Origin of the sequence: Leptospira bouyouniensis (assembly GCF_004769525.1) — a bacterium.
In the GTDB taxonomy this organism is placed as follows: domain Bacteria; phylum Spirochaetota; class Leptospiria; order Leptospirales; family Leptospiraceae; genus Leptospira_A; species Leptospira_A bouyouniensis.
The window spans coordinates 514231-537025 of sequence record NZ_RQFT01000011.1; the positions used below are offsets into that span (position 1 = coordinate 514231).

The window sequence follows — 22795 nt, forward strand, 5'->3', positions numbered from 1 at the left end:
AAGGGCATAAATTCTATGTCCCAAGAACCAAATACTTCACAACCGATCATTACCGATATCAAAAGAATTGCCGTCTGCGGCGGATCCCTTGGAAGAGAACGAAGGTCCTATGTACGAGGACAAGTGGTCGATGTTGGGATCACCGATCTGATGAAAGCAGATGGTTTATGGGATTTGGTCACTGGTTTATTCATAGGTGAAGAAACAAAAATCACTCCCTTTCTCGATTTTTCACTCGCACCGGTTCGAAAACCGATTTTGAAACTAGAAGTCTTTGATTCCACTGGGAAACCAATTTATACATCAGGAAAAATCAAAGCGGATGAAGATGGTTTTTTTTCCTGTGAAATCAGGGATAAACTCCCCGTTGGATTTCATGATTTCCAAGTGATCTTGGAAGGTTTGGATAGTTTTAGACAATATTCGAAAGACCTAGCCCATCTCAATGCAACTGAAAATTCGATCCTTGGAAAAACAACAATTGTTGGAAAAGGGAAACTACGAATTTTACCTGAGGATTATAATGGGATTGTTACCACTTCCGATATTGACCAAACTTATTTGGCAACAGACATCCATTCAGGCAAAGGAAAATTCACTGCCTTATTCGAAACACCTAACCAAAAACAAGCGCTTCCAGGTATGCCTGAACTTTATCGTGAGCTTCGTATTGCATTAGAAAACGCACCATTAGCCTTTATCTCGGCAAGTCCACATTTCTTTAGACGAACTATGCTTGCAACGATCGCAAAAGACAATATCCAAATTGAATCCCTTCATCTAAAGTATTTGGAAGGAACTATCAAAGGTGTATTTGATAAGGTCATTGATACCATTTTTAATCCATTAGAATTCTTTCAAAATGGTTTTAAACCAGCCTGGTCACGTACAAAAAAATTCTTAGGAGCTTCTTACCAAAGTTTGTTTGATCAAATGTCTTATAAACTTTCCATCCTGCTCTATGATCGTATTTATTTGCCTAACCAAGCCAAAGAAATATTATTAGGAGATAACACAGAATCAGACTATATGATCTTTACTCTTTACCAACTCATTTGTATGGGAAAACTAAGTGGAGATGATTTAGAAGAATACTTATACAAACTAAATTTTTTAGGTCGCGATGCAATCACTAGGGATGCCGCAAAAAAAATCCGATTGTATTCGGAAGAAATCCTTCGGATCCATGGACCAAAGAATCCAGTAGTTTTAACAATTGTCAATAGAACGAATCACGGTCCAAGTGAATCTGAAATGATTCAAAAAGTAAAGGAAGCATTACCTCCCAATCTATACGAAATGGAGTTCGGTAACAAACAAGCTTTTTACGGAACAGAAGGTGCAATGGGAATGGCAATTCTATTAGCAAAAAATGGCTTTCTTGATACTAATCAAATACTTTCCATCATTGCTGGTATGATAGGAAAGGTTTTAGAAGGAAAACTAATCGACGAAACTTTTTTAATCAAACAATTGGATGACTTAACACTTCCTAAGGATGCAGATGGAATTAGGTATCAATTAAAAGAAAGTCTCCAGACTGCATTTGACACTTAAACTATGAATTAATAAGTTTCGTGTGATTAAATTTTGAAAAATAATTCAAAAAGTAAATTTTCTTATATCTCATCAGTGTATATAAATTTAAAACCAATGGAATAATAAAAAGAATTATCATCACAACTTGATTCACTCCATTTTTATTAAAAAAACCTACACTCATCAACATTTTCAGCATATAAAAAGGCGCAAAAGATAAAATGGTCAAAACAATTGATACAAATATCAACTCACTTCGAGTTGTCTTAGTATAATAAAACTGATTTTTCGAAATATCATATCTAGGTTGAGACCATTCTCTGATTTTTAGAAATGGCTTCTCAATAAAATAATAACTCAACAAAGCAAACAATGTAGATATGATTAAGCTGATTACCGCTGCTTTTAATATAATCAAAATATCATTTTTCTCAGGATGAAAAGGATCATATATTTTTGCGAGCACTATCGTGTTTACGAGCATATGGATTAAATAAATTCCATAGCTTAACTTTCCAATAAAAACTAAAACAGCATTTGAAAGCAAAAAACTGAAACGTTTGAAATAACCAAAGATAGAACCATAAACAATTAAAAATGCATAAAATGCATAAAACGTATTCCGAAATACTATAAAATAAAAACGATTCTCTGCATAGGTTAATTGGATAACCGAATAAAAAACAAAACTACAGATTATAAATATAGAATAAAAAACCAAATCACCGGTTTTATTTCCTACTTTATAACCACCGTCCCTCCATAATTCCATTAATAAGATTCCATAGACAAAAGGTTCAAAATGTAAATGAATAGGATGGAAAGCATAATTTACATAATCGCCAAAACTTGGCAAATCAACATAATAATAAGGATACAATCTTAGTATATTAGGTATAATGATCAAAAAAATTAGAACGATATATTTACTTCTACGAGTTGAAATATAGTTATGATACAAATAATAAAAAATGGGCATCAATAAATAAAACTGCTCTTCCATCGAAAGGGACCAACCTTGAGCCAAAACCCTTTCCTTAGTAAAATTTGAAATATACAATGCATCTGACCACCAGTAACTGATTACATATTTAATATTATCAATTTTGGCTGCAACATCAGCTGGTAATTCCAATCCATTTGTTTTCTGCAACATGATCGACATAAAGTATATTGTCAGAAAAAAAACAAAATAAAATGCAGGGAATATGCGTAATGATCTTTTAAAAACAAAACTTTTCCAGTTCTCAAAATAACTTTGTCTTTTCTCAACTTCTTTGGAAAATGAGGCAGATACTAGAAAAGCACTAATGACAAAAAATAAACTCATTAAAACTTCAGCATTCTCTGCCTTTGACATATAAGCACTATATGATTTTGGAATTAAATGTAATGAAAAAGTATAACAATGAAAGAGTATTACCAAAAAACACCCGATAGCTCTAATCACATAGAGTTCATTTATCTCTTTTGTATTCTTTCGAAAAATCTCTAAAAAATAATCTTTCATAATATCTATTTTATGAATTCAAACAAAAAAATATTTGTCTTTGAATAACACTACTTTACCGTACCTTCTTTCTTTGAACGTTCTTTCCTTTTGCAAATTCAACAATGTATAATGGCCTACCCTTTGTTTCTTCAAATATTCGTGCCACATATTCACCTAAAATACCTATTGAAATCAAGATTGAACCACCAATTAAACATATCAAAGTCACAATCGTTGCCCAACCAGGATTATAAACTATCGGCGTTTGCAAAATGAAATGTTGGAAAGCGCGGAATAACGCATATATACCGACTAAAAATCCTATAAATGCAATAAAAAAACCCAATGCTAAACTAAACCTTAAAGGTATCGGTGAGAATGAAACAGCTGCATTTACAGCCAATGACAGCATTTTTTTTAGAGGATATTTTGTTTCTCCTGCAATTCGAGGATCTCGATTATAAAATACAGGAGTTTGTGGGAAACCAATCCATGCATTCATTCCGCGAAGAAATCTATGATTTTCCCTTAGGCCATTCAAAGCATTTACACACCTTCTCGAAATTAAACGGAAATCACCTGTATCGAGTGGTAAATCTTTATGAACAAGAATCTTCATAATACGATAAAAAATCCAAGCTGTCCATTTCTTAAATAATGTCTCTCCGGTTCTTGTTAATCTTTGGCCATAAACGACGTCATAACCTTCTCTGTACTTTGCTAACATCTCTATTATAATCTCAGGAGGATCTTGTAAATCGGCATCCATGATAACGATTGCATCACCGCTCGCATAATCCATACCTGCAGTCACAGCAATTTGATGGCCGAAATTTCTTGAAAGTGACAAAACTTGAATACTTGGGTCTGAATTTGCCCATTCGACAAGTTGAAAAATAGTATTGTCCCTACTACCATCATTCACAAAAATGATTTCAACTTTTAATCCCAATGTACGTAAGAATTGCATAAGTCTATCTTTGAGGAAAGGAAGCACTTTCTCTTCGTTATAACATGGTATGATTATCGATAATAACTTAGGATTAGATCGCTTTTCTAAATATTTTTCCATTTATTTTCTCTTATGTTCATATAATTTCTTTTTTGTTGGTAAGGTAATACCGTAGCATTGAATACAATCAGATATACCAAAACTCACTAAAATAACTCATAATTTCTTTTTATATTTCTTGATTTCAAATCCAAGCACTTCATCTGACCGGTCAAATTGATAATCATCCTTAACCTTAACATTCAAATTATTTCCACCTAATTTACGCGAGATCAGACAAAACGAAGATTGTGTTACATTCTCTAATTGATGATTCCAATCGACATGAACATTTTTTTCATGATTCCAACTCAAATATAAATTAAAAAACTCTGGGAATGCATCAGAAAACACCGCTGAAGTTTGACAGTTTTTAATAATGACCTGAGTTGCTCCTCGCCAGTCCTCTTTAAACGATATGTAAAAATTTTTCTTGAGATTCAGGAATGAGAAAAATAGACAAATCAGGATTAGTATAATTAAATAATTTGAGTATTTAAATGAACTCAATTCTTTTGATACAAAATAGTAAACCAATGGCAATGTAATAATCCAATTCCTACTTGTCGATATTGGAATAAAATAAGAGAAAATTGATGTTATCAAAAGAATCAAAAAAGAAATTAAAAGATAAAAACCTGCCGAGTCAAACTCAAACCTCAACTTTTTCTGAATGTACATATATATTTTGCGAATACATAAGAAAGTAAATATGACTAAAGGAAAAACCAGAGTCCAAATAATATGCTTCATTGAAACTGAAGAAAATAAATTAAAATAACCAAAATATAAAACATAGTCAGGTGGTGGGATCCAACCTGCTGTTTCAATTTTTCCTGCTTGTTTTAAATGGATCAAAAAAGGAAGATAAAACAAGAGGAGGAGAATTCCAAAAGTTAAAAAGATGAAAGATATCTTACGTGTTGAAATTGAATTTGATATAAACAAAGACAATAGCAAAAACCCAGCCAGAATAAAACCAAACAAATGAACATATGAAATTAAGACAGTAATAATAAAAAAAGATACTAACACTCCTTTTTGTTGAATGATAGGATTTCGAAGTTTTGTTAATAGTAATAACAACATTGTTGAAAAGGTTAATAATAAGGAATATGATCTAACCTCTTGTGCGTAATAAATTGCACCAGGTGACGTTGTAATCAAAAACAAAAATAATAAACGTACTTTTGAATTTAGATGTCCAGACAAGAACCAAACTATAAAAAGATTTATAAGTGAAAAACTTAAGGGAAAAAACTTAGCTAAAAGTTCTTTATTCTCTAATGGAATTTTTAACCAAAATTTAAGCAAAATTTGAAACAATGGAGGGTGAGGATCAGCGGAAATTACGTTGGTAAATTCCGACCAAGAATCAATTGAAGAAGCATATACCGAAAATAATTCGTCACCCCATAAACTCTGACGATCCAATTGATATAATCTAAGAAAAGACCCCAGTCCGAAACATAAAGTCACTATACAGAATAATTTGGCTCTAGATGAAAATTTTGTTAAGTTAAGATCCATCTTACCTCAAATATGGTTGTGGCAGTGGTAGCTTCGTGTAGCAAAAGTAAGTTATTCCTTAACAATTTAAATTCAAATACTTAAAATATATTTATGGATTCAGAAAATTTCTAGACATTTTGCAGATATTTTTGCCACACTAAATATTCAATCCTTTTTTCAAATTAACATTGAAAAAACGACTAATTCCTAATGAAAGTCCTAAATCTCATTTTCATCTTCATTATAGCTTGCATTTTTCCAATCTTTAAATTTTATTCGGAAAACTTTACAACGAATTTAATAGGCGATGGCCTTGATAATCTATTAGTTTTAACCATTTTAGAAAGAAACATCATAAATATTTATAATTTTTTCACTCATTTAAGCATACTAAATATTTATTCCAGTAATGCCTTCTATCCCTATCAGTATACAGCTCTTTTCACAGAACCCATGTATTTTCCTTCCATCATTTATGGAATTGTAAAATACATTACAGGAAACCAAACCACATCTTACAACAGTTTGTTTATAGTTGCTTCCGTTTTCAATTTTTACAGCTTTTTAATTTTATGCAAACAACTTAAGTTCAAAAAAGAAAATAGTATAATTGGTTCCATATTTTATGCAAATGGACATTACTTTGCAATCCAATATGTGCACTTACAAAATCAATTTGCATTTGGATTTCCATTGATCCTAGCATTTGTAATCAATTACAAGCGAACAAAAAAAAAGATAAAATTATTTTACATATTCGTCGTATTACTACTTCAATTTTTTTCCAGTAACTATTATGGATTATTCTTATTTTACTTTTTCATTCTTTCAGTAATCGTAATCTATTTCATTCAACAAAAACAAATTACGTTTCAAACCATTTTAGATTTTATTAAATCTAAGTCTACGCTACGATTAACCATACCGGCATTTTTATTTGTATTTACGATTATTGGTTTGTATTTTTATTTTTTTAAAGAAAATCTAGATTTATATCCTAAAAGAATCATTGAAGAAAATATAGTATATTCAAATTCTATTCTATCATTCATTACTCTTCCGGCAAATATCAGCAATTTTCCATTCCTAAATTTAATTGGAACAACCCATACTAGTTCTCATTTTGGGTATTTTTTCATCATTACATTGATCTTAATATTAACTCAAATGAGTAGCTTAAACAAGTATCAGTTAATTTTCCTAATCTCTGCAATTTTATTCTATTTTTTAAGCCTAGGTCCACTTTTAAAAATATTCAATTTAAACATACCCGGACCCTACTCTATTTTCTATTATCTCATACCTGGGTTTAAAAGTATTAGAGTTCCTTCTCGTATCTTTATTGTAAGTTGGTTCTTTTTTGCCCTTGTATTTGCATCTTCAAAAAATATTCTTTCATTACAACTTAATCGAAGAACAATAACAGTCCTTTATTCATTTATTTTGCTAGAACTTTCATTTTTTACCAAAATATCGGAAACATCCATCCTTCCGAACCAAGCTAACCTTCTCTTGAAATATGCTAATCAACCGAATATGAATGTTTTATTCTTAAACTACAAGGAAGATAAATTAACTTTTGAGACAAGTTCCTTTCCTGAATATTATTTTTTAGGAACACAAGTTCGCACTCCAAATGGTTATAGCGGTATCACTTTTCCATTTCAGTATTATATAATCAATTTACTCATTCATTATCAAACTAATCCAAATTTTTATAATTATCTATACCAATTAGGAATATCTCACATAGGAATCATTGATAAAAACTATGATTCAAACACTGCCAAAAAAAATGAGAATCCAATATATTCTTTTAAAAACTTAAAACCAATTATTAACGACATTCCTAATCACCTAAGTATTTATCAGATAAACCCATCATTTCCTGAAAATGTTAGTCAAGAAGAGAACAAAAACCCAAGTAAAATTGGATTTAAAATTTCTGACTCCTCATTTACCAAGAAAATAGAAAATTTATATGATAATAACAATAAAACATACTGGAAAAGTTTTTCATCAGGTTATCAATCACCTAAGGATTATTTAGTCTTTCTATTAGATAGAGTACCTAAAAAAAATCTATTAATTAGATTACATTCCGGACCGTATGTTGAGAGATTACCATACGGAGTCAATATATCATGTTTAAATAAAAATTTTGACTATGACTTAATCCCAATTGAAATAAAAAACTTCCTTAAAAATCCTGTATATGATAGCTATCAGGACGTTGTGATCCAAAATTGTTCCTCTAATAAAATTGAAATCAGAGTAAAACATAAAACGCCCTATTCAATCTTAATGTTGTCTGAAATTGAACTTTTTGAATTATCTAATTAAAATCGAAATAAAATTATAAATAATATAGTAAACATTCATTGTCTAACTTAGACATTTTAAAGTTTCCTTTTTGCAAATATAAATTTAATTTCTTCACATATGCTTCGTTAATAGTCTTGTCAACTACTTTACCGCTGTCCAAATCTTCTATCGTATATTGATAACACCAGCTAACTACTGAAATTTTTTGTTTATCTAGTGAAACAAATAATTCATTTAAATCCAGTTTAAGGTTATCATAAAATATTTTTTCACTAAAATTATTTGGCTGAACCCATTTTACTGGCGGCAATTGATTGAGTAATATATAAGGTGCATGGGATCCATTAGATACAAAAAAATACTTTTGGTCATTTACATTTGAAATTGCGATTTTTTCTGAAATCGCTTTCGATACTAATTTTCCTTTATCTGAAATTCCATTTAATGTTTTCTCTAAATGTATTCTTGTTTTGATTAGATTATAACCCAGGATACTAAACATAATAAAAAATAAGACTGGCTTTAACTTTACATTTTTAATTTTATCTTCCAATGGTAATATCAAAATACCAATTAACAAAATTGCGGGATATAAAATTGCCAAAAGATAATGCTCATATAAAAAACCAGTCCAAACTGCTCCAATAGCTGCAGTCATTATCCAAACAAATATGATAATGGATGGAAAAGGTTTTGATTTCAACTTAAATGAAAAAATGATCAAAATTAAAATTGTGAGAAAAATATACTTTAACTGAAATAAAAATAAAAGCCTTTCAACGAATTTGGCCTCTTTCGAATGACCTTTTAAAACAAAAAAAATAGCTTCAAAATAATTTCCCAATGCGTTGTTTTGATAATAATAAATACAAGAAATTATGAATGGTAGAGAGAAAAAAAAACCTGTTTGCAAATTTCGAATTATAAACTTTTTTAAGGAAAATTTGTGAAGTAATCGAGAATCTTCTATATACAATACTATATTCCAAGCTGTCAAAAATAGAAAAACATCAAATACAATAATATATTTAATTAAAAACCCTATTCCTAAAACAAAAAAACCTAATTGAGTGAAAATATCTCTTCGATCTTTAGTTTGGAAAATCAGGTAAAAGGCCAAAGCTTCAAATGTCAGAAAATAAATTTCGGTATTCGATGATAAACCAGAATGAAAAATGAGAAAAAGATACAACAATGCCACTGCCAAAAACAATCGCAATGGTAAGGATAGACCTTTAAGAGATAAAAATAAAATGAAAGCCAATGCTGTTGAAAAAATAAGACCACTATATCTTAAAGTTAATATGGAGTATTCAAAGAATACCAATGAAACTGCATGGATTGCATAAATTCCGATTGGTTTTAAATCCCAAAAGTCCTGATACGGCAAATACCCAGAAAGAATTGATTTCCCAAGTATAAAATAAGTTAGTTCATCCCAATCTAAGGTACTAAATTCGAATGTAAAAGATCTTAAATAAAAATTTATTAAAAAAAGAAAAGCAAATGCCAAAATATTTACAAAGATATTTCGAAAATTCATGATAAGAACCTCATTAAAATCAAAATAGAAAGATCGATCGCTAAAATGAAATTAATATGGTAATTTACAATTTTTAGAAACTTGACTCAGCCATTTTCCAGATAAATCTAATTCACTATTTGGATAATTCATTTCACAGAGAATTGGTCGAAAATGATGTTTTTTACATTCTATAAATATCTGATTGAAAGAAACATTTCGATTCGATAAATTACCAGTTTGATTTAAACTATCCATTTGAAATAAAAACATTTCCTGAGAATATCGATACGAAGGAAAATCTTTAAATATTAAATTTTCAGAATTATATTGAAAATCACTATTTTTCACCAAATGATCTGAACCAGGAAACCTAACAAGATTACACTCTTTCTCTTTGTTGAAATTTTGGTTAATAATATTATTGTTAACAAAGTAATCGTGCTTATATATCAATCTGCTATAGAGAAAATATGCATAAAATCCCAATAGGAGTAAAATTAAAAATAAATATCTAGATATAGTTTCTATCGCTTTAGGTTCACTAGATTGAAACTCGCTCTCATTTTTCGTAAAATTTCCATTTAGTTGATAAATAAAAATTACCATAAATCCATAAACATCGATTAACATATCAAAGGAATTATGTATCAAAAAGTATATCAAAGCTAATAACGGGTATATCCACCTTTTTTCTATCAAGATAGATTTTGTAATCTTTTTCAAAAGAATACCTAAAAAGACCAAATAAAATACCAAACCTACAAGCCCAGAATAAAAAAGGATTGTACTTGGTAAGTTATGTGTATGTAAATAAGCTCCATCCGCTTTAGTTGTAAAATCTTCCAATAGTGGACTGACATTGGCTGGCAAATATGCGAGTAAAAAATTATGCTCACCTATACCCAGACCAAAAACTTTTTCTTTAACACTCAATTGAGTAAAAATCTGATAAAATATTCTCCACAATTCCCATCGACCAGAAGAGACTTGATTCAAAAAATCATACTGACTATAAGAACCTGGACCTATCCATACCGAGATTAATGGCATAAAATGTAGTAACATTATAAATAAAAAGATGAAGAATAAGAAACAAAAGAACCATTTTCTAGAAAAAATCTTATACAAAAGATAAGTAAATATAACAATCGCTAACCCAAAAATACTTGCTCGTGAAACTTGATTTAGAAGAATGATTGTTCCAAACAAAACAGTTAAAACCAGACAAGATTTAAAAAATTTCGAAATATTCGATTCAAATAAAAATAAAACAAGTGGAATGTGGATTGCAATATATGCAGACACTCGGTTTGAATTTAAGATACTTGAACCATCTTTGCTTAGCAAAATAAAACTTTCGTTCAAATAATAACTACGTAACACTACCTCTATTCCATTTAAAAATAAAAGGACAATTATAAATTTATAATTGAGATAAGCAGTATGGGAGTATATGCCAAATAAAAGAAAAAATAAAAATAAATAGGTCAAAAAATACTGCGAAGAAAATCCGAAAAGGAGAGAAAACAAAAACAACAAACAAAACGAGAGAAAAACTAACGAAATATTCTTTAGATTATATCCACTTGTTTTGCCCAAATATTCCACGAAAAATGGATAAAAGAATAAAAGAGAAACTTCCGAAATTTCTGAATATAAAAAAGAATATGATATACTAGTTAAAACAATGACCGAATATACATGAAATGAAAAAAAACGATTTTTATTTTGTAAGAATGAAATATAATTAAAATAAAAGTATAATGGTATTAAGGACGGTAAAAATCTAAAAAAATCTAAATCAAAATAATACCGACCAAGCTTATAATAACTCTCTGCTAAAGAATTAATATAGGCAGCCACTATAATCCAATAAATTTGCCAAAAATAAAAGCCAAAATTGAATTTAAATTCTTCACGAAGTTTAAATTTAAATATAAAATAACAAAAAATAGATAATAATATTAAGTTAAAGAATGTTTGGTATAACGTCTTTAAATGCAGGTTCGAAAATGAAATATAAATAAGCGCAATTAAAAATACTAGTGATAAGAAATGATTTATAATTTTTAAAATTTTCATTATAATTCTTGTTCTAACAACAATCCCTTAAAATGAATTAGGCTAACTTCTTTTCTCATCCAAAATCGATTAGTTTGCAGATTAAAATTAATATCAAAAGTACTTTTCCAAATTTTAGATGGAAATTCATCGTTTACTAAATGGTTCCCTTCCCAGTATAGAAACAAAACTCGTTTCAACTTTCTATTGACTAAAGTTTTCTCTACATCATCCCAATCTTTTTGTGAATAAATTACAATTTGGGGAACCTTTAGATATGATACACCCATAAGATAAGTTGTGGATAATCCTCTGTGGATAATTATTTCGGGATTTAATTGAGTTATTCTCTCTGAAAAATCATTTGAAACTTTTGCAGCTCCTGCCCAATGTTTTATTGCCCTGAGATTCGATTTATATCCAAAATAAGAAGAAACCAAAACAAAGAGAATCAAAACTACTAGATATATCTTCGAAATTCTTGAGGTTATATTCAAATCTTTAAATATAATCGCAAGCGAACCAAATGACAATAAGTAAACGCCACTTTCATAATATCTTAAACCCATAATATCAACCCCAGCTCGGTAAGGTGACAAAATTGGTAATAAAAGAAGAAACGTAATGCCTGAAATTAAATAATGATTATACGTTTTTGTTATTCCAGATCTGAAAATACCGAATAAGGCCAAGAAAAATAATATCGGATATGCTTTGATGATCCCAATTTTAAAATCCGAACCCCAAATATCGCTAATCCAATTTTGAATATATTGGTTTAACATCAAAATTTGAGAATCTTGAATTGTATTTAATCCTCTCATACCTAAAGGGTGATGATATATCGTATAATTTAGATAACATGCACCAATTGTAAAAATTAAAAAAAAGAAACCTATAGATACATACATCCTCAAAGATGAAAATTGTTTAAAATTAAAGAGAAATCCAACGAAGAATAAGATAATCACCGAAATTGTGACTTCAGGACGCAACTGAAATGTAACTGCTATGAGAAGTCCGCATAAGAGATTTTGGAATAGATTTATATCAACCTTATTTCTCTTTTGTTTTTCATAATAAAAAAGAGTTAACAATAAAAATGTATTCGTTAATGTAACTTCGGAATAATCAAGTGATGATAAAAATATAGGTGTTAAAAAATGTATATACAAACTTAAGTATATGGATTTTTGAAAATTGAGCCCAAAGAGTTGAAGAATTTTAATAGAAATTATAAAATTTAATAAAAAAAAGAAAATGGGAATATATAAAACAAGATTGAAGCTAAATAATTTACCAATTAATGCATGTAACAAAGGCATCAGTATCGGATACTGAAAAAAACATTCATGATTCGAATTTACAAATGCCCATGGGTATCCGATTGGAATATAATTTAAAGAAAAACCTAATTTTTCAGCGGGAAAATAACATTCTAAATTTCGTTTAGAAATGCCATCTTTATAAAATGAAAAAGATTGATAGTATTTAATTTGTGGATCACTTCCAATTGTTACTTCCTTGTGATTCCATTTAAATTTGTTATAAACTGGTATAAAAAAGAGATATAGTATCAGAATTACAAGAAATGATTGATGTAACTTTTCCAACATTTTAAACTATTCTCTTTTTAGAATATGAGCTGTGAGAGCATTGATCCCAAAGAGAAATATTAATAAACCAATAGTGCTTGTTACAATTAGTTCCCTTTCAAAATTTAAAAACAGGTAATCGTTTTGTTTCCATTTCCAAATTAAATAGAGAAACAGAAATATCATTGTTGAAAATCCAAAAAGCAAAACAAAAAACAATCTATCTTCATTCCAATTCAAAATGATTGCATAGATTCCATACGTTTTTGACTGTCGAGTAGCGATTTGTAATCCAACACTCCATATACTCAATCCGATCAAAGATGCAAATGACAACAAAACTAAAGAGTGAATTCCGTAAATTCTGAATCCATAAACTTCGGAGATTCCACCCGAAAAGAGACCATACAGTAATTGCGAAAATGAAACTAAAAGTATCGTTATTCCAAGTTTTTGGAAAAAATAAGGAGCATAAAAAAGAATTCTCAGCAAATGCCTCATCCCATCTCGCCAAGTTTTTAAATGAGGTATTCTTCCAGGTTTATCAGGATATAACGAAACAGGAACATGTTCCATAATAGAATCATTTTGTAATGCCTTAATCAGCATTTCAGATGCAAATTCCATCCCCTTACTTTTGACATCCCATTCTAAATACTTTTTTTTATTAAAACATCTAAAACCAGAGTTGGAATCTCTAATCTTAAACTTCTTTGCATACAATCTGTTGATAATCCAGTTAATGACAGGTGTTCCTAGGAAACGGTGAAGAAATGGCATCGCACCCTTGTGTATCTCACCATCCAACCTAGAACCAATTACCATATCTGAATTAGTTTCTATTAATTTAGCTATTAACTTCGGTGCTTCCAGGAAATCATAAGTATCATCAGCATCTGCAAATAAAACAATATCGCCTTTTGCTTTCTTTATGCCTGAATCCAGAGCAGCACCGTAACCTCTGATCTCACAAGGTTCTACTCGCACACCCAAGGATTTCGCATATTCCTGCGATCCATCATTGCTTCCGTTGTCCGATACAAGAATCTCAATTTCGTATTTATTCTTGAATTCTTTCTTAACTTTTAAACATTTTTCTAAAACAAAGGGCAAGGTATTACGTTCGTTTAAACATGGAATAACAATTGTAATCTGAGGAATCGTCATATTTTAAACTACTTAAACCTTATATTTTCTTTAATACCAACAACATACTTTGACCAAAAGGTAAAGGTAAATAATCTAACCAAGCTATAAAAGGAATCAGACTGTTCATGATCATTGCATCTTGCTTTTTAATCTGTTTTTGGTGTAAAAATTTCATTTTTATCAACCAACCGATCGCCCCGATTGGATTAAAATAATTTCGTTTTAACCACTTGATCTTATATAATGGTTGAATTGATTGTTCCCAACGTTTTATATCTTGTTTTGAATATCGTCGAACATGACCTATTTTTTTATCAAACATAGAATATAAAATTGGCATTGCTGGAACAATAGCCACGAAGAAACCACCTTTCTTCAATAAAGACAATGAATGATTTAATATTTTGGTATCTTCCTCGATATGTTCCATGACATTAGAAGAGTAAATACAATCATAATAATTCTTTGTTTTAATGGATAAGATATCTTGACCAATGTTTCGGATATTTTTTACACTTTTAAATCTTTGTTTAAGGAAATTATAATTATCTTTTGATAGATCAAAAACATCTATCGGAAAGTTTTCAGAAGTTATCGAAGCAATTGTACCAGTTCCTGCGCCTATCTCTAAATTTTTTTCACCAAGGTAATCCAAAATCTTACTCGCAATCCAGCGATTGTAAATAACTGCTTCCTCAATTGTCTCAAGAGTACCAATGCCTTCTCCTTCAGCAGAATAACTAAGTGAATTTGAAGCAATTGATTCCTCTTTTGGAATGAAAACGAAACGGTCAAAACTAACAAAATTTACTAAAATGACAAATCCTATACTAAAAAAAGATGAAACTAACCATCCGAAGCCTAAAAAGATTAATAACGCAAAAACAAAAATTCTGATTATAATTCCTAAAAATGAATAATAGTGAAATTGAACTAATTTCTTTAGAAAATCTTCAGAACCCTCTAACCAAGTTATATACTTATGTAGTGGATAAGAACAAATTAGAGCTAGTTCTAAAGCAATTAAGTTACCTAGATTTTTTTGAAAAAATCCTTCACTAAAGTAAGGAAATGTAAAGATCCACTTTGCAAACCAAGCATTGATCCAAAAAACAAGGATACCAACAATTAGATACCTGTAATGTCGTCCTTCAAATAGAGAAAATAACCTAGTTAGCATCGAATGTTATAACCAATTACTTGATTTAGGAATGTATGTGGATGGTATATCTTTGCTGAAAAAGTTTTCTTTTTTAGCCATTACATTGTAGTAAAAAATATGCCTAAGCGCAGCTATTCCATCTTTCCATGTAATTTTTTTACCTTCAAGATAATTCCTTGGATAGTAAGAGATTGGAAATTCTTGAACTCTTATTTTTAAACGTGCTAATTTAGCCGTTATTTCTGGCTCAAAACCAAATCGTTTTGATTCTAAATTGATATTCTTTACAATTTCAGCTTTGAAAGCCTTGTAACATGTTTCCATATCAGTGAGGTATAAACCACTTAGGAAATTCGAAAAAATTGTCAGCAAACGATTGATAAGATAATGAAACGTTCGATGCACCTGTCTGCCATCTTTCTTAAAACGTGAACCAAAAACAACATCAGCCTTACCCTTTACGATTGGTTCAATCAAAACGGGAATTTCTTCCATATCATACTCAAAATCCGCATCTTGGACAATGATGATATCACCGGATGCCTCAGAAATCCCTCGATGTAATGCCGCACCTTTACCTTGGTTTTTTCCTTGGATTAGGATTTTATGTTCTGATCGAAATTTATAATTCTGCAAAATGGAGAGCGAATTATCCTTGGATGCATCATCAATAAATACTAACTCTTTATGCGTTGGCAGTTTTAAAGCGTCCACTTTAACTAGAAATTCCTCTAAGTGGGAGGATTCATTGTAGATAGGGATAATAAGGGAAGTTTTGGATAATTTCCCTGAATTTTTAACGCTACGTCTAGCAACCATAATTACCTTCTAAAAACTCAAGTTAGAATGGGAAGTCAAGCGGTAAATAGAAATTAGAAATGTTAGATCAGTTCATTTGATTCTATATTTTCGAATTCCCATGATTCCATGAATTGAGGTCAAAAGGAATGCATATAAAAAGTTAAGTTTTTCCCGATTTTTCAACATTCGAAAATGAGCTAACATCACTTTTTTCTTGTTAGACGTAGCGGCTCCCCTCCTAACTCGATAACGAGCCAATATATCGGAATTAGCATAGGCAACCTTACCTTCCCGAAGTATATCCAACCATAAAGCATAATCATCTCTAAGACTTTTTAAAGAAGGATCAAAATATTTTTTTCCTACACTTGGTACATGATAAATCGCAGTGAGTAAACCTACTCGATTATAAAATAGCAGGTCACGATATGTGTATCCTTTTGTTTTCACAATAAATGGTTCACAAAATTCTGTTCCATTTTCATCAACAATTCTATAAGATGAAAATGAAAACGGAGACTGATTTTGTTGCATAAATGGTATCATCGTTTCTAGAAATTTAGGTTCCCATAAATCATCAGCATCTAAAAAAGCAATATACTCACCCTTAGCCAGTTGGATTCCAGTATTACGTGTATCGGCTGAACCTGAATTTTTTTCTTTTTGAATCACATGAATTCTATTATCCGTTTTTGCAATTTCCTTCGCAAGAGATACCGTCCCATCCTTGGAGCAATCATCAATCAGCAGAAGTTCCCAATCTTGAAAACTTTGGTTCTTCAAAGAATTTACGGACTCTTCAAGATAGGAAACCGCATTATATGCAGGCATAATTACTGAAACTTTAGGCATGATAGGTAATTCCAAATCCAGATTTGTTCGAGTCGAGAAAAAGAAAAGCCTGATTTACTTGTGACTATCTAACTCAAGAAATTTTTCAGCAGAATCCAATGCTTCTTCGATTATGTGATGCATGTCTAAATATCGATATGTAGCAAGTCTTCCCAAAAAAGTTACCTTATTCAAATTTGTAACTTCAGATTCATATAGTTTCAATATGTTCATATCTATTTCTAATCGTTTCGGGTAATAAGGTATATCACTTGATTCCGTTTCCTTACTATATTCCTCAAAGTAAATTGTTTCACTATGGTTTTCCCAAGGTGTAAAATGTTTATGTTCATGTACCCTAGTATAAGGAATTTCTTCATCTGCGAAATTGATAACTGCGTTTCCTTGATAATCACCATCCGCCCTGTATTCTTTGAAATATACAGTCCGGTAACCTAACCGACCATAACGAAACGAAAAATATGCATCAATTGGACCTGTATAAAAAACATGGTGATATTCTCCGACATCTTCCTTTTCTCCCAAAAAACGATACCCTAAACTTATTTTTACATTTGGGTGATCTAACATTTTTTGTATGATCGCAGTATAACCATCTTTTGGAATTCCTTGGTAAGTATCATTGTAATAATTATCATCATAATTAAATCGAACGGGTAATCGTTTCAAAATAGAAGCTGGTAAATTTTGAGGTTCAGTTCCCCATTGTTTCTTAGTGTAACCATAAAAAAAAGCCTTGTATAGTTTTTCTCCAACGAACTTTTTTGCCTGTTCCTCGAAAGTTTTTGGATCGTTGATTGTAGAATCACCTTGCGATTCTATCCATCTTTTTGCTTCTGATGGGCCGAATGATTTTCCATAAAATTGGTTGATTGTATGTAGATTAATCGGCATTGAATAAACCTGACCTTTGTAAATCGATTTAACTCGATTGATAAATGGTTTAAATACTCCGAATAAATTTATATACTTCCAAACTTTTTCATTACTAGTATGAAAAATATGTGGTCCATACTTATGCACCATAACGTTAGTTAAAGGATCACGTTCGGTGTGACAATTCCCACCAATATGATTCCTTTCATCAACTACATCGATTAGATAATTTCCTGTGTTTGCCAGAGTATTTGCTATAACAGCACCAGAAAAACCAGCACCAACTATTAAAACTTTCTTCATAAAACTCGTTTTGGTAATAAACTTACAATCAAGAACACAACTCTTTTTATCAAATTGATGCTAATCGACTTAAAAAAAAGAAATGATTTCAAAAATGGAGAAGCTGATTCAAAACTTACTTTTTTTCCTAAAAAAAGTACAATTTCTTTCCATTGCGAATTCGATAAATTCCTTGAAACTAATGTTTCTAAAAAAATCTCTCTAGGTAATATTCCTTCATGAAAAACTAACCGAGCTTCTCTTGCAAAATGTAAATCTGAATCTAAAAAATGAGCCATGATTGACTCTAATTCAGATACTCCTTTCGAAATATTTTTCGTTGAGAGTCCACCTAAGGAATAATGAACAATTGGATCTGAACTTTTTTTACCTACATAACCTTTTTGAATCACACGAAACATAAAATCTACATCTGCAGAATATTTGTATTGAGTATTAAATCCCTTTAGCTTCGTATATATTTCTTTTTTACATAAGTAGGCTTGGTGATTAGAAGGATTCCCAATAAAAAAATCAAAATCAGTCAAGGTTTTAGGTTTCCATCGTTTTAAACCAAAAAACATTTTGGCTTCACCACATACATAATCTACTTTTGGATCGTTAGTAAATGAAACTAATTTTTCTAATGCATTGGGATGTAAAAAATAATCATCGGCATTTAAAAATAAAATCCACTTTCCATTTGCTAATGGTAAAGCTCGATTCATGGCATCATAAACACCTGAGTCTCTTCCTGAAAAAAATCGAATCTGATTTCCAAACGATTTGATCTTTTCAACTGTTTGATCCGTACTCAGACCATCCCAAACTAATACTTCAAAATTTACATTCTTTTGGCTTAAAGCAGAATTTATTGTGCGAACAATCGTATCTTCCGCATTTCTTACAACTGTGATTATGGTTACTAATGGTTTTTTAATTTGCATTTAATTGAGAAAGTGATTCATAGATCAATATATGTTGATCAGCACATCGATTCCAGGAAAAATTCTTTACACGATCGAAACCTTGCCTTATCAGTTTTTCTTTTAAATGTTTTTCACTCAATATTTCTTTTATTTTATTTTTTAAATCAATTGGATCTTTAGGGTCAAAATAAGAAGCTGCATCACCTGCAACCTCATAAAATACTTCGATATTGCTACACAAAACGGGACAGCCGACCGACATGGATTCAAGTAAAGGAATACCAAACCCTTCATATAGAGATGGATAAATAAATAAACTAGCATTTCTGTAAAAAGAAGCCAATTGGGCATCTGAAATAATCGAATTCCAATAAACAGAATCTCCTAATCCAAGATTCTCAATAGATTTTTGTTCCGATAATGAGAAGCCTCCTCCTCCCACACATAACAAATAGATTTGTTCTTCCTCTCTTAAAATTGAAAAAGCGTTTAGGAGAACAGAAAAATTCTTGTAGTCCGATCGATTTCCTACAAACAATAAATATTCATTGAAAGGTAAATTATTTGAAATCACCATTTCCGAACTTAAATCACCTGCCAAATATATAACCGATACCTTTTCTTTTGATACCGAAGGATACAAACGCAAAAGATCGTTTTTAGTAGTATGAGATATACAGATAATATGATCCGCAATCTCACATAATTTTTGTCTATTCTTTAGAATAAAATTAGAATCACCATAATATTCAGGAAACAATTCATGTACACAATCGTATACGGTAATTATCATTTTCGTTCTGCTATTTTCTAAGGCATCTAAGTAATATGATTGAAAATATGTAGGATGAAAAATTGTAAAATCATTCGACAGCAGTTCATTACAAACAACTCCTTCTATTTTTTTGATCTGCTTTCTTAGACTAAATTTAAAAATACCTCTTTCTCGTTTTATTAAAAATTCAGGAAGTGAAAAACCAAAATATAAATAAATTCTTTCGATTATTTTATAAACCCTATAAAGAGAAATGCAACCTGGTAGATTGATTTGTTCATTTGTAACTCGATCTATCAAAATTCCTCTCGAATATGAATCAACCTTAACGGATGTCTCGACATTGATATTACGTTCTCTTAAACGACGTAAGATCTCTAAGAAAATTTTGGAAATGCCACCAAACCTGTTTTGAAAAAAAATCTGATGATCAATGATTATGTTCATATATACTTAGATATGCTTCTATTGATAACAACTTGGTCTTCTCCCAATTATATAGCTTAGATCTCTCAAAAGCACGAGTTGCCATGATTATCCTTAACTTTCCATTACGCAGATATATTTCCATTTTTCGTGTTATTTCACTTACATCATTTGGATCTGCGTATATTCCTGAATCTCCCACTACTTCTGGCAAAGAGGAAGTATTGGAAACCAAAACTGGAACACCACATTGCATCGCCTCGAGTGGTGGTAAACCAAAACCTTCATAAAATGACATATAAACAAAAAACATTGCACCCGAATAAATTGGTGAAAACAATTCATCTGGTACAAAACCAATAAAAACGATTCGATTTCGTTGCTCTAAAGTAAAATTTCCAAGTAATTTTTCTCTTTCAGTTCCCCAACCTTTCCCACCAATTAATGCCAGTTTTAGCTCAGGATAATCTGTTAAACATTCCATTGCTAGAAAAGCATTGATTGTATTTTTAAGATTTTTCCTAGGTTCTAAAGTACCAACACTAAGTATATACTCACCTTGTATCAACCCGAAGTTTTCCAATACTTTGTTTATTTTTTTATCTGAAATTTCTTTATAAAAAAGATTGGAGGCTGCAAGAGGAGTTACGTAGATTTGTTTCTTTGAAATAGAATTAGTACAAAGAAGTATATCCTTCTTGCTATATTCCGAAATCGTAATCACCGAATCGATTTTATTTAGATCTCGAATGAGTTTCCATACAACTTCGTCTTGGTTACCTTCAAAATATTGTGGATACAATAATGAAATTACATCGTAAATTGTTACAATTTTACCAATATCCGAATTTAAAATATACTTCGTAATCGGTAAAAATGTACTGTGAAATATAAATTCTTTGGTTAATGCAGCGTTAGGGATGGGGCGAAGGTATTCATTTAATCCTAATAAAGAAAGCCAAGGATCTACTAAAGTTGTGAAGATTGACTTTAATAATTCAGAAAAGAAGGGATATTTTTTCCAGTCTAATCGATTTAAAATCCATTGGTAGTATTTAAAGACTAAATCTTTTTTTGATGAATAATTTTTAGGGATAAATAAAAATTGATCATTTAAGCGAATGCCTTGTTTCTCTAAATAAACCCGTAGATCACAAATATTGCCATGTATCGAACTTAGATACAATTCTATAGAAGTATCTTTCAGTAATTGAAAAAGTACATTCTCAATTACGCGAAAGATCCCTGTTTTTGCCTTATTACTTTTTACAGACCAAGCAAGGACCGATATATCATAAATTACTTTCAAATTGTTTAAACTCTTTTTCGGAACTCTGAATATCGGAATTCGACTTTAAGTATGGAAAAGAAGTTAGCTGATCAAATAAAAAATACTTTTGCGTATGTTGATTAAAACATATGGCACGTAAAATTTGGCTTCCACTTAATTCAAAAATCTGAATCAAACTTTGACCGTATGGCAGATGTACTAACTTTTTTATATATTCTTTGTTAATCATATAATTAGCGTGAAAAGTATTTCAAATAAAAAAAATAGAATCTGAAAAGTAAACTTAGTAACAAAGAATGTTTTATATTTGGAAATTGACTTTTTATGAAATAAAAACTATAGTGAAACAACCAATGATCTGACGTTTTACCTACAACTTTCTTCTGCATTTGAACGATCTCACGATGAACATTCAAATTCTGACTTGTTTTTGTATTTTCATGAATTCTTGTACAAGCAAGAATTTCTGGTAAAAAAATAAAAGTAGATTCCTTAGAAATTCTTAACCAGTATTCATAATCCATACAATATCCGAGTGATTCATTTAAAAAACCAATTTTTGAAAGTACTTCTGATTTTAGAAATACTGTTGGCTGGCAAATGATACAGTATTCTATCAACCGCTCCTTCGAAAACGATTCAATAGGATAAAATTCAAGGAACTTATCTTCTTTATCAATATGTAATCCAACTCCATAGAGACCATAATTGCCAGGTTCCTTTAATGCATCAGATGCTTTCTGTATTGCCGAAGGCATATAGATATCATCAGAATTTAACCATGCAATAATGGATCCTTTTGCTAACTTCCAACCCTTATTGATTGCATGAGTTTGGCCATTATCTTTTTCAGAATACCAACGGTAACTTATACCCAAGCATTTTGTAGCATACGAAGTATTACCACTCAGTTTTCGAAAAGATAGATCTAGGTAATTTCCAATGATCTCTGCATTCTCAAACAGATCTGAATAAAACTTAATTCGATTGACTGAATTATCTTTTGATCCTCCATCCATCACGATAAAATCGAGATAAAACGAACCTTCTTGAGAAAGAATCGAATTAAGAGTTCGATCGATAAACTCACCTTGATTATAGGAAGGTGTTACTATGGTAATAATTTGGTTTTCTGAGATTTGGATCATGGAA

General features: G+C 30.4%; 17 protein-coding genes. 2 read left to right on the plus strand and 15 right to left on the minus strand.

Annotated elements, in window-relative coordinates; translation table 11 throughout:
- The first annotated feature begins 15 nt into the window (after window positions 1-15).
- Window positions 16-1557 carry a phosphatase domain-containing protein gene (locus EHQ43_RS14180; RefSeq protein ID WP_135771515.1) on the plus strand — a complete coding sequence of 514 codons (1542 nt, stop codon included), beginning with the start codon at window positions 16-18 and terminating at the stop codon, window positions 1555-1557.
- Window position 1558: 1 nt separating this feature from the next.
- Here the strand turns inward: EHQ43_RS14180 and EHQ43_RS14185 are convergent, their stop codons facing one another.
- The 3 genes from EHQ43_RS14185 to EHQ43_RS14195 all read right to left on the minus strand — a co-directional run bounded on the left by EHQ43_RS14185 (window position 1559) and on the right by EHQ43_RS14195 (window position 5612).
- Window positions 1559-3049 (minus strand): acyltransferase family protein, encoded by a 1491-nt coding sequence (locus EHQ43_RS14185; RefSeq protein WP_135771516.1) that lies wholly within the window; start codon window positions 3047-3049, stop codon window positions 1559-1561.
- A gap of 55 nt (window positions 3050-3104) precedes the next feature.
- A complete protein-coding gene (locus tag EHQ43_RS14190) occupies window positions 3105-4103 on the minus strand; it encodes a glycosyltransferase family 2 protein (protein ID WP_135771517.1) in 999 nt (332 codons plus the stop codon).
- A 96-nt stretch (window positions 4104-4199) separates the two neighbouring features.
- Window positions 4200-5612 carry a dolichyl-phosphate-mannose--protein mannosyltransferase gene (locus EHQ43_RS14195; protein WP_135771518.1) on the minus strand — a complete coding sequence of 471 codons (1413 nt, stop codon included), beginning with the start codon at window positions 5610-5612 and terminating at the stop codon, window positions 4200-4202.
- Window positions 5613-6047: 435 nt separating this feature from the next.
- Here EHQ43_RS14195 and EHQ43_RS14200 point away from each other — a divergent pair, with 435 nt between their 5' ends.
- Window positions 6048-7937, plus strand: a complete 1890-nt coding sequence (locus EHQ43_RS14200; protein WP_135771519.1) for a hypothetical protein — start codon at window positions 6048-6050, stop codon at window positions 7935-7937.
- 13 nt (window positions 7938-7950) lie between these two features.
- Here the strand turns inward: EHQ43_RS14200 and EHQ43_RS14205 are convergent, their stop codons facing one another.
- From EHQ43_RS14205 to EHQ43_RS14265, 12 genes are all read right to left on the minus strand, one after another.
- On the minus strand, window positions 7951-9246 hold the full coding sequence (locus EHQ43_RS14205) for a hypothetical protein (RefSeq protein ID WP_135771520.1): 1296 nt from the start codon (window positions 9244-9246) through the stop codon (window positions 7951-7953).
- Between the two features lie 267 nt (window positions 9247-9513).
- Complete coding sequence (locus tag EHQ43_RS14210; protein WP_208731053.1) at window positions 9514-10827, minus strand: O-antigen ligase family protein; 1314 nt, start codon at window positions 10825-10827, stop codon at window positions 9514-9516.
- A 698-nt stretch (window positions 10828-11525) separates the two neighbouring features.
- Window positions 11526-13121 (minus strand): LA_3751/LA_3752 family putative glycosyltransferase, encoded by a 1596-nt coding sequence (locus EHQ43_RS14215; RefSeq protein ID WP_425269639.1) that lies wholly within the window; start codon window positions 13119-13121, stop codon window positions 11526-11528.
- Window positions 13122-13127: 6 nt separating this feature from the next.
- Window positions 13128-14267 (minus strand): glycosyltransferase family 2 protein, encoded by a 1140-nt coding sequence (locus EHQ43_RS19595; RefSeq protein ID WP_167481796.1) that lies wholly within the window; start codon window positions 14265-14267, stop codon window positions 13128-13130.
- Between the two features lie 19 nt (window positions 14268-14286).
- Entirely contained in the window at window positions 14287-15429 is a 1143-nt protein-coding gene (locus EHQ43_RS14225; protein WP_135754263.1) for a methyltransferase domain-containing protein, read from the minus strand.
- A 6-nt stretch (window positions 15430-15435) separates the two neighbouring features.
- Window positions 15436-16230, minus strand: coding sequence for a glycosyltransferase family 2 protein (locus tag EHQ43_RS14230; RefSeq protein ID WP_135754264.1), 795 nt, complete (start codon window positions 16228-16230; stop codon window positions 15436-15438).
- A gap of 72 nt (window positions 16231-16302) precedes the next feature.
- Window positions 16303-17064, minus strand: coding sequence for a glycosyltransferase family 2 protein (locus EHQ43_RS14235; protein WP_135754265.1), 762 nt, complete (start codon window positions 17062-17064; stop codon window positions 16303-16305).
- A 54-nt stretch (window positions 17065-17118) separates the two neighbouring features.
- Window positions 17119-18243, minus strand: a complete 1125-nt coding sequence (gene glf, locus EHQ43_RS14240) for a UDP-galactopyranose mutase (RefSeq protein ID WP_135754266.1) — start codon at window positions 18241-18243, stop codon at window positions 17119-17121.
- Window positions 18240-19169, minus strand: coding sequence for a glycosyltransferase family 2 protein (locus EHQ43_RS14245; protein WP_135771523.1), 930 nt, complete (start codon window positions 19167-19169; stop codon window positions 18240-18242). The genes glf and EHQ43_RS14245 overlap by 4 nt, the downstream gene beginning before the upstream one ends.
- Window positions 19159-20373 (minus strand): glycosyltransferase family 4 protein, encoded by a 1215-nt coding sequence (locus EHQ43_RS14250; RefSeq protein ID WP_135771524.1) that lies wholly within the window; start codon window positions 20371-20373, stop codon window positions 19159-19161. The genes EHQ43_RS14245 and EHQ43_RS14250 overlap by 11 nt, the downstream gene beginning before the upstream one ends.
- A complete protein-coding gene (locus EHQ43_RS14255) occupies window positions 20357-21661 on the minus strand; it encodes a glycosyltransferase family 4 protein (protein WP_135771525.1) in 1305 nt (434 codons plus the stop codon). Before EHQ43_RS14255 ends, EHQ43_RS14250 begins: the two co-directional genes overlap by 17 nt.
- A gap of 215 nt (window positions 21662-21876) precedes the next feature.
- Complete coding sequence (locus EHQ43_RS14265) at window positions 21877-22791, minus strand: glycosyltransferase family 2 protein (RefSeq protein WP_135771527.1); 915 nt, start codon at window positions 22789-22791, stop codon at window positions 21877-21879.
- Window positions 22792-22795 lie beyond the last annotated feature (4 nt).